12 protein-coding genes are annotated in these 15,982 nt (G+C 51.8%); 6 read left to right on the top strand and 6 right to left on the bottom strand.

All coding sequences use genetic code 11. The features are described 5' to 3' along the window. Nucleotides 1-16: 16 nt before the first annotated feature. Both ABD028_RS01515 and ABD028_RS01520 read left to right on the top strand, forming a co-directional pair. Nucleotides 17-781, top strand: a complete 765-nt coding sequence (locus ABD028_RS01515; RefSeq protein ID WP_343840910.1) for an SDR family oxidoreductase — start codon at nt 17-19, stop codon at nt 779-781. A gap of 15 nt (nt 782-796) precedes the next feature. Continuing rightward, the gene (locus tag ABD028_RS01520) at nt 797-1,189 is read left to right on the top strand and encodes a hypothetical protein (protein ID WP_343840913.1); all 393 of its coding nucleotides are present in this window, start codon (nt 797-799) and stop codon (nt 1,187-1,189) included. A gap of 11 nt (nt 1,190-1,200) precedes the next feature. On the opposite strand, the gene ABD028_RS01525 is transcribed toward ABD028_RS01520, so the two are convergent. Both ABD028_RS01525 and ABD028_RS01530 read right to left on the bottom strand, forming a co-directional pair. After that, nucleotides 1,201-2,652 (bottom strand): ATP-binding protein, encoded by a 1,452-nt coding sequence (locus tag ABD028_RS01525; protein ID WP_343840916.1) that lies wholly within the window; start codon nt 2,650-2,652, stop codon nt 1,201-1,203. Between the two features lie 123 nt (nt 2,653-2,775). Beyond that, nucleotides 2,776-3,504 (bottom strand): 16S rRNA (uracil(1498)-N(3))-methyltransferase, encoded by a 729-nt coding sequence (locus ABD028_RS01530; protein WP_102797999.1) that lies wholly within the window; start codon nt 3,502-3,504, stop codon nt 2,776-2,778. Between the two features lie 139 nt (nt 3,505-3,643). Between ABD028_RS01530 and ABD028_RS01535 the strand changes: the two genes are divergently transcribed. Beyond that, entirely contained in the window at nt 3,644-4,012 is a 369-nt protein-coding gene (locus tag ABD028_RS01535) for a VOC family protein (RefSeq protein WP_343840921.1), read from the top strand. A gap of 71 nt (nt 4,013-4,083) precedes the next feature. On the opposite strand, the gene ABD028_RS01540 is transcribed toward ABD028_RS01535, so the two are convergent. Both ABD028_RS01540 and ABD028_RS01545 read right to left on the bottom strand, forming a co-directional pair. After that, nucleotides 4,084-7,875, bottom strand: a complete 3,792-nt coding sequence (locus ABD028_RS01540) for a translocation/assembly module TamB domain-containing protein (RefSeq protein ID WP_343840924.1) — start codon at nt 7,873-7,875, stop codon at nt 4,084-4,086. Continuing rightward, entirely contained in the window at nt 7,875-9,653 is a 1,779-nt protein-coding gene (locus ABD028_RS01545; protein WP_343840927.1) for an autotransporter assembly complex protein TamA, read from the bottom strand. Before ABD028_RS01545 ends, ABD028_RS01540 begins: the two co-directional genes overlap by 1 nt. Before the next feature lie 253 nt (nt 9,654-9,906). Here ABD028_RS01545 and ABD028_RS01550 point away from each other — a divergent pair, with 253 nt between their 5' ends. Beyond that, complete coding sequence (locus ABD028_RS01550) at nt 9,907-10,725, top strand: mechanosensitive ion channel family protein (RefSeq protein WP_102798003.1); 819 nt, start codon at nt 9,907-9,909, stop codon at nt 10,723-10,725. A gap of 69 nt (nt 10,726-10,794) precedes the next feature. Here the strand turns inward: ABD028_RS01550 and ABD028_RS01555 are convergent, their stop codons facing one another. Further along, the gene (locus tag ABD028_RS01555) at nt 10,795-11,595 is read right to left on the bottom strand and encodes a M48 family metallopeptidase (protein WP_102798004.1); all 801 of its coding nucleotides are present in this window, start codon (nt 11,593-11,595) and stop codon (nt 10,795-10,797) included. A gap of 91 nt (nt 11,596-11,686) precedes the next feature. Here ABD028_RS01555 and ABD028_RS01560 point away from each other — a divergent pair, with 91 nt between their 5' ends. Further along, on the top strand, nt 11,687-12,292 hold the full coding sequence (locus ABD028_RS01560; RefSeq protein ID WP_343840933.1) for a LysE family translocator: 606 nt from the start codon (nt 11,687-11,689) through the stop codon (nt 12,290-12,292). Nucleotides 12,293-12,358: 66 nt separating this feature from the next. Here ABD028_RS01560 and metK read toward each other — a convergent pair whose 3' ends face one another. After that, nucleotides 12,359-13,504, bottom strand: coding sequence for a methionine adenosyltransferase (gene metK / locus ABD028_RS01565; protein ID WP_102798007.1), 1,146 nt, complete (start codon nt 13,502-13,504; stop codon nt 12,359-12,361). Between the two features lie 448 nt (nt 13,505-13,952). On the opposite strand from metK, the gene tkt reads away from it, so the two are divergent. Then, nucleotides 13,953-15,968, top strand: a complete 2,016-nt coding sequence (gene tkt / locus ABD028_RS01570) for a transketolase (protein WP_343840936.1) — start codon at nt 13,953-13,955, stop codon at nt 15,966-15,968. Nucleotides 15,969-15,982 lie beyond the last annotated feature (14 nt).

Consider the following 15,982-nt stretch of genomic DNA (forward strand, 5'->3'; position numbering starts at 1 on the left):
CAAGCGGAGAGCATTTATGCAACAGTCTCTTACGGGCAATCAACCTAAAGTCGCCTTAATAACCGGCGCGGCCAGGAATATGGGACGGGCTTTTGCCCTTGGTCTGGCGGAAGATGGGGTAGATATTCTGGTGCACTATCACAGTGACAGTTCTAAGATTCAGGCTTTGGAAACGGCCGAGAAGGTTCAGAATCTAGGGCGTCGGGCACTGACTTATCAGGCTGATTTAACCGATAGTGCCCAGGTGAATGGGTTATTCAGCGCCATCCATCAGGAGTTTGGTCGCCTGGATATTGTGGTGAATAACGCCGGAACAGTGATAAAGAAGCCATTTGTAGATTACACAGAAGCTGATTTTGATAAGGCATTTAATACCAACAGCAAAGCCGTATTTCTGGTGATGCAACAGGCCGCTCGCTACCTACAGGATCAGGGACGGGTGATCAATATGGGCACGTCATTACTGGCGGCTTTTACAGGGCACTATGGTTTGTATGCCGGTTCAAAAGCGCCACTGGAAGATTTCTCCCGGGCTTTGGCCAAGGAAATTGGACATCGGGGTATTACCGTTAACACTGTGGCACCCGGGCCAATTGACACGGCGTTTTTTCATGGCGAAGAGGACGAGCAGAGTACTGCCTATCTGAAAGCTGCCAGTGTGCAGGGAAGACTGGGCAAGGTTGAAGATATCGTGCCGGTTATCCGTTTCCTTGCTTCTCCTCAGGCGGCCTGGGTTACCGGCCAGACCTTATTTGTGAATGGCGGTTTTGTGACCCGCTAACTCAGGAGATACAACATGTCCCCATTATTCCGGCCTCATGGCCATCACCAGATTGAAGTGAAAGAAAACGTACTGATTTGTCGGGTAATGGGGGCATGGAATGCCGAACAGGCAGAGCAGTTTTGTGCATCGTTTACCTGGCAGGTCAAACAGTTGGCCAGGCAAAGATGGATGAGAGTTATGGATATGCAGGACTGGGAGCTTTGTTGTCCAGACGTGGCAGGCATTATTCAGCAAATGGCAGTTTGGGAAATTAAACATGGTTGTGCAGGACGATGGTTTTGCCACACCAGTGCTATGCACCGCCAATTACTGGTAAAAAAGTACGCGGGTTTAGGCTTTATGGAACTAGCTGATTCAGTGCCCGATGCCCTTCAACTTGCAACCAGGCAACTTGAGAACGCTTAGTCAACGAACTATCAGATAAGCGGAAAGCGAACAACAAATTGGCATCCCTGGCCCGGTGCGGATTGGCAACGGATGCTGCCATGCAGAATTTTCTCCACCAGGTCCTTGCAGATATGCAGGCCCAGACCGCTACCACCTCGCTGCTTAGCTGAAGTGAAAAAGGGCTCGAATATATGGCTGAGGGTTTCACTGGTCATGCCCTTACCGTCGTCCTGATAACGCAACTCAAGGTGATTGTCCTGGATTTGTACGGCGACACTGATGTGGCCTGCCTGACCGGGTTCAAATGCATGCATCGCTGAATTCATGATCAGATTAATCAGAATCTGACTAAGTGCGCCGGGGTGGCTGAGTATTTCCAGATCCGGATCCAATTCAAGGCAAAACTGCAGTTTATACTTTTTCAGTTTGGGTTTGAGTGACAAGAGTATCTCGCACACATAGCTACTGAGGTTGAATGTACGCGGTTGCTGATTATGCTGGTCCAAAGATAACTGCTTAAAGGTACTGACCAGTTCTGCACTGCGCTGCAGGTTACGCTCGATAATCAGCATTGCCTCAGCGGATTCATCATAAAAAGCTTTCAGAGCGGATCGGGTAAGCTGGTTTTGCTCAAACAAAAGCCGGGACTTTTGCAATTGTGCCTGCAAGTGGCTGGCGGCCGTGACAGCCACGCCAATGGGGGTGTTTACCTCGTGGGTCAGGCTGGACATCATACTGCCCATCGACGCCAGGTTTTCAATTTCCAGTAAATGTTGCTGAACTTCGTAGCGCTGTTCCAACGCCTGACGCAACTGCTTGTTTGACTTGTCTAACTCACGGTTACGTTGCTGAACCTGCTTCTCAAGCGCAGTTTTAGCCTGACTTAGCTGCTCTGACGCCTGCATTTTTTCAATGATTAGTGCGGCGATGCTGGCTTCGGTTCGAATCAGCTCAAGATCCTGCTCGCTGGGTTCACGGACAGTTGAATAATACATGCCAAAGGTGCCCAATACTTTACCGTCTGTGGCCAGGATGGGATAAGACCAACAGGCACGTAAGTTTGCTTGTTGGCACAGTTCACGAAAAGGTTTCCAATAAGGATGAGTGTGTATATCGGCAGCCACCACAGGTTGGCCGGAATAGGCGCTGGCCCCACAAGAGCCCACCGATGGGCCAATATCCAGGCCGTCGATAGCGTTCAAAAAAAATTCCGGCAAACTGGGGCCGACCAATGCACACATGCTTTTGCCATCTGCATTCATCAGCATAATAGAACATTGCAGATCGTCGCAGGCTGATTCAATGGCGCTGACCAGCGCACACAGTACTTGGTCAATAGGAGCCCCCATTACCCATAGATTGAGGGCATTATTTCGACCAGTTTCCACCGCCTTTTGGCTGATAGCGCTGATTTCCAGGTTTTTAAACGGCGTCTGTGCTTTGACTGAGCTTGGCATAGCTGGCATTCGCATATACAACATCTATCCGGACACCAGAATGCACGCTGTATGCAAAACAAACAACTGTTTTATTGCCTAATGCGACAGCCTTCAGACACCAAATGGTTCTGACTCTGTTGCTCGGACCGCTGATTTACAAACTACTTATAAATCGCCAAAGCGCCCTTGCAGATTGGCAATGGCGGTGAGCGCGGCCGTCTCGGTGCGAAGCACTCTGGGTCCCAGCAACACTGATTGGAATCCTCCTTGCTCGGTCAGGTAAACCTCCTGCTCGCTTAATCCGCCTTCCGGTCCAATTAACAGTCGTACGCCATTATCCGGCTTTGACAGATCGGCCATGCGTTTATCTGCTCGTGGATCCAGGGTCAGGCGTAATTGATTGGTGGATTGTTGTAGCCAAGGGGCCAACGGCATAACGGGGTGTAAAACCGGTAAAACATTGCGTCCGCATTGCTCACAGGCACTTTGAATGATTTTCTGCCACTGCTGATGTTTTTTCTGCCAGCGCTGTTCGTCCAGGCGCACGACACAACGTTCAGTGATAAGTGGAGTGATCTCCGTGACTCCCAGTTCAACAGACTTTTGCAGCACAAAGTCCATGCGATCTCCTTTGGAAATACCCTGGCCAAGGTGAATGGCAAAGGGAGACTCGCAGTTAATCTGCAGTTTAGCGTCAATTTGTACCCAAACCGCACGACGCTCTACTTTATGCAAAGTGGCTGGATATTCGTTGCCATCGCCATTAAACAGCACCAGGGGATGACCTTCTCTTAACCTCAACACATTGCCTATATGGTTGGCTGCATCCTGTTCAAGCTGAAGTTGTTGGTCGACGGCCAGAATGCCGGGAAAAAAGATTCTTGGAATTTGCATAAGTAATACCCGCTAGCGTTGTGCAGGTACGGAAGTCTAAGGCATAGCCTGGCATGGTGCACTCACAATTGTAAGACTGGCGAAATCCACACCGGCAGGCATACTTATAGCCTTCTAGAGCAGGACCGAAGGAAATTCTATGAACAACGCAGTGGGCTGGTTTGAAATTTACGTACAAGATATACAACGCGCCAAAGACTTCTATGAGAATGTGTTGGCGGTAACATTGGAGAAGCTGGGCGGGCCGGAATTCGATATGTGGGCATTTCCCAACGATATGCAGCATTACGGCGCGGGTGGCGCGTTGGTCAGTATGTCTGGCGTTGCATCAGGTGGTAACAGTACCTTGGTGTATTTCAGTTGTCAGGACTGTGCGGTAGAAGAGGCGCGGGTAGAAGGTGCGGGCGGGAAAGTACAACGGCCGAAGATGTCAATTGGAGAATATGGTTTTATCAGTCTGGTTCTGGATACCGAAGGGAATATGTTTGGTCTGCATTCGTTAACCTGAACCAGGGCAAATACACACTCCTTCGCCTCATAAACAGGCAGATTGCGCACAAGCAGCTGTTACTGCTTGTGCTAATCGAGATCGAAACTGTAGTAGAGATCCATGGAGCGCTCCAGGCTGCTGACAGCTTCAAGCCATAGCTGATTGAGCAGGTAAAAACGCACGGTAATCTGCGTGACCGGCTCTAGAATGCCCACCCCATACTTCAGATAGATGCGCTCGCCGATATAGCCGCTGACGGTGGCCAAACTGTCACCGCTGACGGCATCCGTTTCTGTGTCCAGAGTAATATCACTGACCAGTGGAATATTGTTCAGTGCATCGGTTAAGCCACTGGCGCCGGTAATGCCGATACCCTGATTGGCCGCCATCAGAATAGCCATGGAACGGCCGTCTGATTCTCCGCCAGCACCAGGCGGCTTGCCGCGTAATATGTACGACAGAATGGCGCTTTGTTCCATGCCAGGATTAGAAAACAGCTCAACCTGCAGCCCGCTGACCGGACCGCTGACCTGAATACCGGCTTCCACCCCGGTGCCTTTCAGTGGGCGGATCGCCTGCAGTTGAACCACAGGGTTATCAGCCTGGCCAAGAAACTGTAACCGGCCTGACTTCACTTCAAGATTCTGGCCATAGGCTTTGTATAAGCCCTCGGTAAAGGTCAGGGCACCAAATACTTCTAAGGGTTCGGGACTTTTTTGTCTGGCACTTAAGGTGCCGTCAATTTTACCATTGAAGCCAAAACCGCTGACGGCAAAGGGATCTACCAGTTCTATATCGAGCTGCAGATTAACCGGCAGCAGAGCCTTTTTCTGTTTTTCCTGCTGATTAACCAGCACCATATCCTCAGAGACATCCACTGCGGAGGCAGGTAGTTCCTGTAATTGCAATTGGCCCTTATCTATATTGACGCGGCCTTGCAGCAGCAGTCCCTGCTCAAATCGGATATTCAGATTGGGGCTGACGCTGGCTTGTAGTTCGGGTAAGGCATGCACTTGTAACCCTTGCCCCGCCAGTGTCGCTTGTAATGACAAGGCTTTTTGCCAGTCTGTCTGGCTGGTATCCCAATTACCCGAGCCCTGAATCTGCCCTTTGCCGCTGCCCATATGAAACAAACCATCAAAATCGACACTGGTATCGCGAAAACGGGCGCTGAGTTCCAGGTTGTCCAGTGCGGTCTGCGTTCTGGCTACAATCAGGGAGGCTTGCCTGAGCTGAATCTCGCCACTGACGGCCGGATTGTCCAGTTTTCCTTTGATGCTGATATCCGCTGACAACTGGCCATCCAGTTTGCTTAGTTGCGGTGTCAACGCCATCAGACTGGCCAGCGAAAGTGGTGTCAGTTGCAAACGGGCGTCAATGTCTGCATCGGCCTTGCTGCCTAATTGACTGGTAAGCTTCAGCAATGCTTGTCCGTCTTCGCCGGTCAGCTCACCATTTAATTGCAGCTTGCCATCTGACTGGGATTGCAAAACAAACTGACCACCCTGCCATTCCAATAAAGATAAGCTTTGCTCCTGAACCTGTTGGCGGATGTAACCTGGACTGCTATGCAGCCTAACATCCAATTGCGGTTGTCCCTGCTCGGGCAGCACAATATTGGCATCCAGATTAATGGCGCCTGAAATTTGCTGGCCATTTAACTGGCCTGCACTCCAGGCGCCGTAGTCTACACTGGCACTCAGCACAATAGCTTGCTGACCGGGTTGCGTCAGGGGTTCCTTCAGGCAAAGTTGTGAAAACAAGCCCTGCCAGCAATGGGCGGCAACTGAAAACTGACCATCTGTGACCGCTATTGCCAAAGGAGCGGCAAGCTGCCAGTGCTCACCATACATTTTACTTTCAGCCTTGTTCAGTTGTCCCTGCCAGCTTGTTTTGGTCAGATCGGCGCTGCCCTGTAATTCAATCGCGGCATTTAGGTCGCCGTCTATCACCAGTTGCAACTGATGCTGTGGCGCATTACCGCTCAGGTTCAGGCTGCCATGAAAATGCTGGCTGTTATCCACCACCAAGTGGGGAAAACTCAGGTTAAGTTCACCGCTATGTTGTTGCATTGGGTGGTAGCGGGCAGCAATGCTGAGATCCTGCCAATCCATTTGTTGCAAGTTGAGTTGCTTAACCAGTCCATTCAGTTCAATTAGCGGGTCGGCCAGAGCTCCGCTTACCCGAAAATTTGCTTCTGCTTTACCGCTTCCTTCATTTAGCACAGCGCTTAAGTCATCACTGAACGCCGTGCCCTGCAATTGCCATTGCTGATCCGCCTGGCCAGTGATCTTTACCGTGCTGTTAAAGGCCTGTAAGCGCAAATCAATATTACTGACCCTGAGCAGTTCATCCTGGTTAATATCTGCCACCGCGCTTAGTCGCAGCGGCAGATTATTTAAACTGCCATTTAACTGAGTATCATCCAGGCGTACATGCCACTTTTGTTCCGACCAACTGCCCTGGTGATCCAATTGCCCGTGGATATCCCCTTGCACAGGAATAACCGGGCTGTTTAGCACCAACTTTTGTATCTGACTTTGTAGTTGCCATTGCAGCAGCTCGCCATACGCCAGGCTGCCGTTCAGCTCCAGCGCAGACTGACTGGCACTGTCTTCAAACTGAAGCTGCAACTGTTGAACATGACCAGGACTGTGCACGGCGTTAAGGGCCAGGTTTGCGGGTTGGGTCTGACCAAAGCCGAAGCCACTGAAAGCAAAATTCACCCTGGCGTTTTGGCTATGCACATCTCCATTGGCAGATAATGTCATAACGCCAGGCCTGAAATTGGCCTCAGCAGGCAGCTTAACAAAGGTGTTAAGCGGGGCGGTATCCAGGGCCACATCAGCAGAAAAAGGCAAAGCAGGATGGGTTAAGTCGGTTTGCGCCTTGGCAAGTAGTTTAAGGGTGGTGGGTTCACTTATTTGTACATTAAGGGCATTTATGGCGCCAGCCAGCCCCAGTTGCACCGGCTGATTGCCTAATGCTTCTGGCCACCATGCCTTACCTGGTATCAAGCTGGCGTTAATGGCTATTTGATAAGGGCTCTTCAGTGTGGCTGAACCTTGCAGATCCAACCGACCAAAATCCTCAGTCGCAAGCTGTAATCTGTCTACCCCAAGCTTCTTGTCAATCCACTGCAACTGCAGCATGGCATGCTGGATATGTATAGGGCTGGTGGAATGAATAAGGTGAAAATCTTCAACTTGCACATCCTTGATACGCATATCCAGCGGCGCGGGTAGATCAGTCAGGTTAGCCAGTGGCCAGGGGGACGAAGGGGGTTCAGGCGCATCGATGCTGGGCAGCAAGGTCAATTCAGTTTGCTGCAACAACAGATTGTTTAAGGTAAACAGCTTATTTTTGAGCTGGGCATTGAGGCTCAGATGCTGCCAGGCCAATTCCAATGTGGGCAGATTCAACTGACTGTGGTTAATTTCCAGTTGTTGGATCCGCGCTGTAGGCAACCAGTCGGGAATGGGCAGTTGTATATCGGTTGGTGCGTCAGTACCTTGGGGAGGGGCAGTGTCGTGCGACAGACTGATATCTATCCGCAGCTCGTTGACCTTGAGCTTTTGCACCACCAGATGGGGTAATAACAATGCCCGGGCGGATATATCCAGCTCCAGCTGCCTGGCATTAACGTCAAGGTTAGTCTGTTGATAATGCAGATCGCTTAAGGTTAAGCCGAACAACAGACTGCCCTGATGCTGACCAACTTTCAGTCCAGGCACATTTGCTTGCGCCTGCGTTAACAACCAGCCGGTCCCGCTTTGGGTTGCCAATAACCAGTAACCACCCAGCAACAGCAAGGTCAATAGTAACGCCAGACCCAGCAGCAAAGCGCGTAGCAGGGGTTTCAATGATATGTATCTGGCCATCAGAGTTCCGCCCCCATGCTAATATGCACACGCCATGGTGGATCATCCTCGCTGACTCCATAAGCCAGTTCAAGTCGCACCGCCCCCACGGGTGATAACCAGTGAACGCCAGCGCCAACCGATTGCACCGGATTGAAGTTATTGCGATTAAAGGCGTTACCGGCGTCGGTAAAAATCGCCATGCGCCAGTCCGGGGTCAGGTAGTATTGATATTCTGCCGACCCTACGGCCAACATCTTTCCTCCCACTACCTTGGTTTGCAGGCCTTCGCTGGTTTGCACTTCGGCGGTGGGGCCTAAGCTGTTGTAATCAAAACCGCGAATGCTCTGATCGCCGCCGGCGAAAAAACGCAGTGAGGGAGCCAGGTCTTCCACCGTATCGATACCCGTGATATTGATACCTGCTTGTCCTTTGAGGACCAGTCTGTGGTTGCCAAAACGATGTAACCATTTCCAGAACGCACTGACCCGCAATAGTCGGCCATCTGAGCCCAACAGCTTATCTGTCGCCTCAATCTGGTAATTCTGTAAGAAGCCTTCTTCCGGGTCGCGGATTGGGCCCTGGCGCCGGGTCCGCGACAAGGTCAGGCCGGGTAGCAGATAACCAGCCTGAAAATCCAGACCGTCCAGGCTCCACTTTTCGTCCAGCCAGCGCAACTGGGCGGCCCAAATCCATTTGTGTGCGGTTGACTGGCTGACCACGGCGGCATGCTTTTGGATGCTGCTCAAATCGCCAAAGTCATTTTGTTCCAATCCCAGCTTGAGTTGATAGCTGTGGGTCAGTGGATCATCGCCAGGGATCTGGTACAAAAAGCTGGCATAAGGGTTGACGGTGGAGTAACGCAGGGTGGTTTCCTGGCTATGTCCATAGCGATTAACTCTGGGGGTGCGCCAGTTTATCTGTGCTCTGGGGCCTGTGTCGGTGACATAGCCAAGGCCGACCTTAAAACTGTGACTTGGTGCATCGGTCAGGGCCACATTCACTGGTACATGATAATCTTCAATGGCGTTCAGGTCAGGGGTCACCAATACGTCGGCGAAATAACCAGAGCGGCGCAGTGCTGATTCCAGCGCACTTAAATGACTGCTTTGATAATATTCTCCGCTGGTGAGCGGTGACAGACGGGACAGCAGCTCGGGGGTCATATCAGAGCCCTGAAAATTAACCTCACCCAGCCTGTGTCTGATACCGGAATCGTAGACCAGATACACATCGGCTTGCTGCGTTTCTGTATTAACTTTCAACTCATGTTGTTGCCACTTGCCGGACAGATAGCCATGACTGCGAGCATAGTTTTGCAGTTCACTCTTCCAGGTTTCATAGCGGCCGTGATTGAGCACTTGCCCTTTATGAGTCTGCATATTTTGGATGAAGGCCTGAAAGTCCTTATCCTGACTGGCATCGCCTGGTACCTCAACATTCATCTGTCTGATATGCGTGGCAGGGCCGGGCTCAATCTGGATCAGCAGCCGCAGCGGCGTCAGTTCCCGTTGTACCTTAGTGTTGATGTTGGCGTTGTTGTAGCCAAGTGCAACCAGTGCCTTTTGGGTCTTGTCCCGGGCCTTGGCGATATAACTGTTCAGTTGCGCCGATGCTTCAGGCACCGGCCCCAGGTGGGCAAGGATATTCTGCTGCTGTTGGTCGCTAGCACCTTCTATCTTGACCTCAAGCAAGGCCTGAGCGCTGACAGACAGGCTGATAATGTATAAACAAAAGAACAAACACCAATAAAGCATCAGGTTAGAAACAAGTCGGCGGTTAAAACTGAAGATTTGCAAGCGGGCCGGCTCCGATAAAACGAGCTTGAAAAAAATGCACTGAAGAACGCCTAAGTTAGCACTGACCGGCCATATAACCAAGGACAGACAGGGCCAAGCTGACAATATCCGGGGTGAAGGTATATGAAATAATGCTGGCCTGCCAGCTTTTGCATACACTATGCTAGCGTGAACGTGATGCATGCATCATGTCAGCAAGTCGCCAATACGGCGCAACAATAACAAGTTCAAATCGTTTTGATGGAGAGTATCCATGTTTCATCCGGATAAAGTGGCCGAAATGGTCGATACCTATGTGATCCCATGGGGTATTAACATAGCCCTGGCACTGCTGATTTTTATTATTGGTCGCATCGTGGTTGGCGTCCTGATAGGGCTGTTTGGCAAAGTGATGGCCCGCTCTAAGTACGACAATATGTTGGTGGAGTTCGTTAAATCCATCCTTAATGCCGTATTGATGTTGTTTGTGGTGGTCGCCTCGTTGGATCAACTGGGCGTTGATACCACGTCATTGGTGGCGCTGTTGGGTGCCGCTGGCCTGGCGATTGGCTTGTCCATGAAGGATTCTCTGGCGAACTTTGCCGCCGGAGTGATGCTGTTAGTATTCCGCCCCTTCAAAGCCGGAGATTATGTGGAAGCAGGGGGGACCGCCGGCTCGGTAAAAACCATCGGGATTTTCACCAGCACATTCAATACACCGGATAACAAGTTAGTGATTGTACCCAATGGCGCCATTTATGGTGGCAATATCACCAATTTTTCCGCCCAGGAAACCCGTCGGGTGGACATGGTGTTCGGTATCAGTTACGACAGCGATTTGCGTAAGGCCAAGCAAATTCTTATCGACATGCTGGATGCTGAACCTCGTGTGCTGAAAGATCCTGCACCGCAGGTTGCGGTATCTGAACTGGCGGACAGTAGTGTGAACTTCGTGGTCAGGCCCTGGGTGAAATCTGCGGATTTCTGGGCAGTAAAATTCGACCTGACCGAAGCGATTAAATTACGTTTCGATCAGGAAGGAATCAGCATTCCTTTCCCGCAAATGGATGTTCATTTGCATAAGGAAGACTAGCGTATTTCGCGCTTCCACCGTTCCTGGTGGTCGTATGTCGGTGTGACAGGGTGCTCACACCGACCTTTGTCAGGCTTTGCCACAATCGGGGCGATTAGGGCTGGCCTGATAATCCTTACTGGCAGCAGGCAGGTTTTTGCTTAGTAGCTGGATACGGGTTTGCGGCGCCGGGTGAGTGGACAAAAACTCCGGTTGACGCTGGCCACCATTAGCTTTTTCCATATTTTCCCATAGCTTAACGGACTCTGCAGGATCAAAACCGGCCCTGGCCATTAATTGCAGCCCAATCAAGTCGGCTTCTGACTCATGCGTGCGGCTGAAAGGCAATTGAATCCCGACCTGGGTGGCCAGCCCTAATCCGGCCATAATCATATTGCTTTGCGCAACCTGCTGCGATTGTAAGATCTGATTGGTGGCCTCCATGCCCATGCCGATTAAGGCACTGTTGGACATGCGCTCGTTGCCGTGTTCGGCAATCACATGACCGACTTCATGACCCAGCACGGCGGCAAGCTGGTGCTGATTCTGTGCGACTTTTAGCAGGCCGGTGTAAACACCAATCTTGCCACCGGGCAGGGCAAAAGCGTTGACTTGGTCATCCTCAAACACCACCACTTCCCACTGGCCATTAAATACGCCATCAGGCACCTGATGAACAATGTTCTCCGCCACACATTTCACAAAACGATTTTCCACTGGTTTAGCCGAGACTTTCTGCTCGCTTTTCATCCCGTCAAAGGCCTGTGCGCCCATTTCCGATAATTGACTGGACGAATACAGTTTCAATTGGTTGCGGCCGGTGGGCGACTTAGCGCAGGAAGCCAGAAGTGCGGTGGCACAGATGGCCAGAGTAATATGCTTGAGTTTCATCCGTATTCTCTTGATGATGGAATGCCTGAGGCTATTTTTGCCCAGCCGCACAACAATTACCAGAATCCCATGGGAATTCTAAGGAAGCCTGATGACCTGGCTGCAAATGCTGATGTTGTTTTTATCTATGGCGGGCCTCGCTGCGCTACCCAGTGCCAGTGTGGCCTTAGTCATCACCCGCAGTATCAGCCAGGGGCCCAGGCAGGGTATATGGGTAGCCTTGGGGATCCTTTGTGGCGACCTGCTTTTTGCCTGGTTGGCCATTGTGGGGATGTCGTCACTGTCACACTGGCTTGGTGACGTGTTTCAGGTCGTTCGCTGGTTAGCGGGCGGCTACTTGCTGTGGCTGGGCTGGCAATTGCTACGCTCGGGCCCCGGACAGTGGCAGGGTAAAAGCCAAAGGGGAGGGAGCAGCTTTGTCAGCGGGTTATTGCTGACCCTGGCCGATGTTAAGGCCATATTCTTTTATGCCAGTTTGTTTCCGGTTTTTGTCGACCTGGACCGTTTAACCCTGATGGACATAGCCAGCCTGGTATGGATTACCATAGGTGCGGTTGGCGGCGTCAAAGTGGCTTATGCATTACTGGCAGCACGCTTGGCCGAGCGGCTTTCGCAAAAATTTGCGATACCGCTTTTAACTAAGCTGAGCGGCGCAACGATGCTGGGTTTTGGTGGTTATCTGTTGAGTAAGCATTAATGGTCATTCAAGCGGATAATAAAACGCCGGGGAATCCCGGCGTTTGATTTGAGCGCGTTCTGAGTTTTATAGCGCGCTGCGCAGGGCCTCGGCCTTGTCGGTGGCTTCCCAGGGAAACTCTTCGCGACCAAAGTGCCCGTAAGCGGCGGTGGCCTGATAGATAGGTCGTTCCAGATCCAGCATTTTAATCAGGCCGTAAGGGCGCAGATCAAAATGCTCTCGCACCAGTGCAATCAGGGTATCTTCATCCACCTTGCCAGTGCCGAAGGTATCAATACTGATAGAGGTGGGTTCTGCCACACCTATGGCGTAAGAAACCTGAATTTCACATTTATCCGCTAAACCTGCCGCGACAATGTTCTTGGCCACATAACGGCCAGCGTAGGCGGCAGAACGATCCACTTTGGATGGGTCCTTACCGGAGAAAGCGCCACCGCCATGACGGGCCATACCGCCGTATGTATCAACAATAATCTTACGGCCGGTCAGACCGCAATCCCCCATTGGGCCACCAATCACAAAGCGACCTGTGGGGTTAATAAAGAATTTAGTCTGACTGGTCAGCCACTCACCAGGCAGCACGGGTTTGATGATTTCTTCCATCACCGCTTCCTGCAGGTCTTTGGTGCTGATGGAATCGCAATGTTGGGTGGATAGCACCACCGCATCGATACCCACTGGCTTACCATCGGCATACACAAAGGTCACCTGACTCTTGGCATCGGGGCGCAGCCAGTTCAGCGTGCCGTTTTTGCGCACTTCGGCCTGACGCTTTACCAGTAAATGCGAATAGGTGATAGGCGCTGGCATTAATACGTCGGTTTCATTGGTGGCATAGCCAAACATCAGGCCCTGATCGCCGGCACCCTGTTCTTCAGGGCGGGTTCTGTCTACACCCTGATTGATATCCGGGCTTTGCTTGCCGATGGCGTTAAGAATGGCGCAGGAGTCGGCATCAAACCCCATATCTGAATGCACATAGCCGATTTCCCGCACCGTTTTGCGGGTCAGCTCTTCAATATCCACCCAGGCTGACGTAGTGATTTCGCCACCGACCAGTACCATACCTGTCTTAACATAGGTTTCACAGGCAACTCGGGCCTTCGGGTCCTGGGTCAGAATGGCATCAAGAACCGCATCAGAAATCTGATCGGCAATTTTATCCGGATGACCTTCGGATACAGACTCTGAGGTAAACAGATGCTTGGCCATAATTCTTCCTCATTCACAAATTCATTACTGACCGATAGGTTAACGGCCACATTACCGCGCATTTTACCCAAGCGATTAAAAAAAACCAGTCTTTACTTCTAGACGTCTAAATGTCTGTGTCAGTTTTGCTTGCCACAAGCCGCACTCCCGGAATAAATACAACGGCCTCGTTCGCAGGGGGAGCCAGCTGGGAAAATTGTGCCATTACTGCAGGGTACTCACCGCCTCTGGTGAGCAGACGTTGGATGTATTCATGGCGTGCTACGACCTTTTCGAATATCAGCCATGACATTTCTTAGTAATAACACTGGGGCAATAACTTATTCACCTTTGGCATTGCGGAATCTGCCAAGGACGTTGCAGTTGAGCCGGGGCTGGGTAAGAATAGGTGCCCGTTTTTGCCAAGAACAGTCCAGGCCGCCTAGAGGGCCTGTCAGCAGGAGTCAGTATGCCCCAATCGTCACAAGTCGCTCGTCGCGAATTAGCCAATGCCATTCGTGCCTTATCCATGGATGCGGTGCAAAAAGCCAAGTCTGGCCACCCAGGTGCCCCCATGGGCATGGCGGATATTGCCCAGGTCCTGTGGTGTGATTTTTTAAATCACAACCCGGCCAATCCCGATTGGACCAACCGTGACCGCTTTGTGCTATCTAACGGCCATGGTTCGATGCTGATTTATTCGCTGTTGCATCTGACCGGCTATGCCCTGCCAATGGAAGAGCTGAAAAACTTTCGCCAGTTGCATTCCAAGACCCCAGGCCACCCCGAATACGGCTACGCGCCAGGGGTAGAAACCACTACTGGACCGCTGGGTCAGGGCATCAGTAATGCTGTGGGTATGGCCATTGCCGAGAAAGCTCTGGCGGCACAGTTTAACCGTGATGGCCATGACATTATTGACCATTTTACTTACTGCTTCTTGGGCGATGGCTGCCTGATGGAAGGGGTGTCACACGAAACCTGTTCACTGGCTGGCACCCTGGGTCTTGGCAAATTGATCGCATTTTGGGACGACAACGGTATTTCCATTGACGGGCACGTGGAAGGCTGGTTTACCGACAATACACCAGAGCGCTTCCGCGCCTATGGCTGGCATGTGATTGAAAGCGTCGACGGGCATGACCCTGAACAGGTAAAAGCCGCTATCGAAGCGGCCAGGGCAGAAACCAACAAACCGACACTGATTTGTACTAAAACCATTATTGGTTTTGGTTCGCCGAATAAATCCGGCAGCCATGATTGCCATGGTGCGCCTTTGGGCGACGATGAAATTGCCGCGGCCCGTGAATTTCTTAATTGGCCCCATGCACCTTTTGATATTCCGGCCGAGGTTTACGCCGGTTGGGATGCCAAAGATAAAGGGGCCAGATTGGAGCAGGACTGGAACGCCAAGTTTGACGCTTATGCCAGTGCCTATCCGGAGCTGGCGGCTGAACTGAATCGCCGTCTGGCTGGCGAACTACCTGCCGATTTCAGCGATAAGGCCAATGCCTTTATTCGCCAGTGCCAGGACAAGGCCGAGAATATTGCCAGCCGCAAGGCTTCGCAAAACGCCATTGAAGCCTTTGCCGCATTGTTACCAGAAGTGATTGGCGGCTCTGCCGATCTGGCCGGTTCCAATCTGACACTATGGTCCGGCTCCAAAGGCCTGACTGCGGATGATGCCAGCGGCAACTACATCTACTACGGTGTGCGCGAGTTTGGTATGAGTGCCATTATGAACGGCATTGGTCTGCACGGCGGTTTCAGACCCTACGGCGCCACCTTCCTGATGTTTATGGAATATGCCCGTAATGCCGTGCGTATGTCGGCATTGATGAAAGTGCCGAATATCTTCGTGTATACCCATGACAGTATTGGTCAGGGCGAAGACGGCCCCACCCATCAGCCGGTGGAGCAAGTGGCTAACCTGCGCCTGACTCCGAATATGGATACCTGGCGTCCTTGTGATGCCGCCGAAACTGCGGTGGCCTGGAAAGCAGCCCTGGAACGCCGTGACGGGCCAAGCTCACTGGTCTTCAGCCGCCAGAACCTTAACGCTCAGGCGCGTAGCGATGAACAGCTTGCCAATGTTGCCCGTGGTGGTTATATCCTTAAAGACTGTGATGGTCAGCCAGATTTGCTGTTGATTGCCACAGGTTCCGAAGTGGATATCACCGTGCAAGCTGCGGCGCAGTTAAGCGAGCAGGGTCATAAGGTTCGCGTGGTGTCTTTGCCCAGCACCTCGGTATTTGAGCGCCAGGACGCGGCCTATAAAGAAGCCGTTTTGCCTGCCGCCGTCACCCGCCGGGTGGCCGTAGAAGCCGCGCATGTGGATTACTGGTACAAATATGTGGGCCTGAACGGCAAAGTGGTGGGCATGTCCAGCTTTGGTGAGTCGGCTCCGGGTGGTGCGCTGCTGAAATACTTCGGCTTTACAACGGAAAATGTGGTGGCAACCGCCTTGTCCTTGCTTGGCGAATAAACAAAAACGTACAA

Source organism: Bowmanella denitrificans, from assembly GCF_039522935.1.
GTDB classification, from domain to species: Bacteria; Pseudomonadota; Gammaproteobacteria; order Enterobacterales; family Alteromonadaceae; genus Bowmanella; species Bowmanella denitrificans.

Excerpts from the sequence above, each read along its gene's own strand:
- ABD028_RS01515 (WP_343840910.1), top strand. The coding sequence starts at position 17 with ATGCAACAGTCTCTTACGGGCAATCAACCTAAAGTCGCCTTAATAACC.
- ABD028_RS01520 (WP_343840913.1), top strand. The coding sequence starts at position 797 with ATGTCCCCATTATTCCGGCCTCATGGCCATCACCAGATTGAAGTGAAA.
- ABD028_RS01525 (WP_343840916.1), bottom strand. The coding sequence starts at position 2,652 with ATGTTGTATATGCGAATGCCAGCTATGCCAAGCTCAGTCAAAGCACAG.
- ABD028_RS01530 (WP_102797999.1), bottom strand. The coding sequence starts at position 3,504 with ATGCAAATTCCAAGAATCTTTTTTCCCGGCATTCTGGCCGTCGACCAA.
- ABD028_RS01535 (WP_343840921.1), top strand. The coding sequence starts at position 3,644 with ATGAACAACGCAGTGGGCTGGTTTGAAATTTACGTACAAGATATACAA.
- ABD028_RS01540 (WP_343840924.1), bottom strand. The coding sequence starts at position 7,875 with ATGGCCAGATACATATCATTGAAACCCCTGCTACGCGCTTTGCTGCTG.
- ABD028_RS01550 (WP_102798003.1), top strand. The coding sequence starts at position 9,907 with ATGTTTCATCCGGATAAAGTGGCCGAAATGGTCGATACCTATGTGATC.
- ABD028_RS01555 (WP_102798004.1), bottom strand. The coding sequence starts at position 11,595 with ATGAAACTCAAGCATATTACTCTGGCCATCTGTGCCACCGCACTTCTG.
- ABD028_RS01560 (WP_343840933.1), top strand. The coding sequence starts at position 11,687 with ATGACCTGGCTGCAAATGCTGATGTTGTTTTTATCTATGGCGGGCCTC.
- metK (WP_102798007.1), bottom strand. The coding sequence starts at position 13,504 with ATGGCCAAGCATCTGTTTACCTCAGAGTCTGTATCCGAAGGTCATCCG.
- tkt (WP_343840936.1), top strand. The coding sequence starts at position 13,953 with ATGCCCCAATCGTCACAAGTCGCTCGTCGCGAATTAGCCAATGCCATT.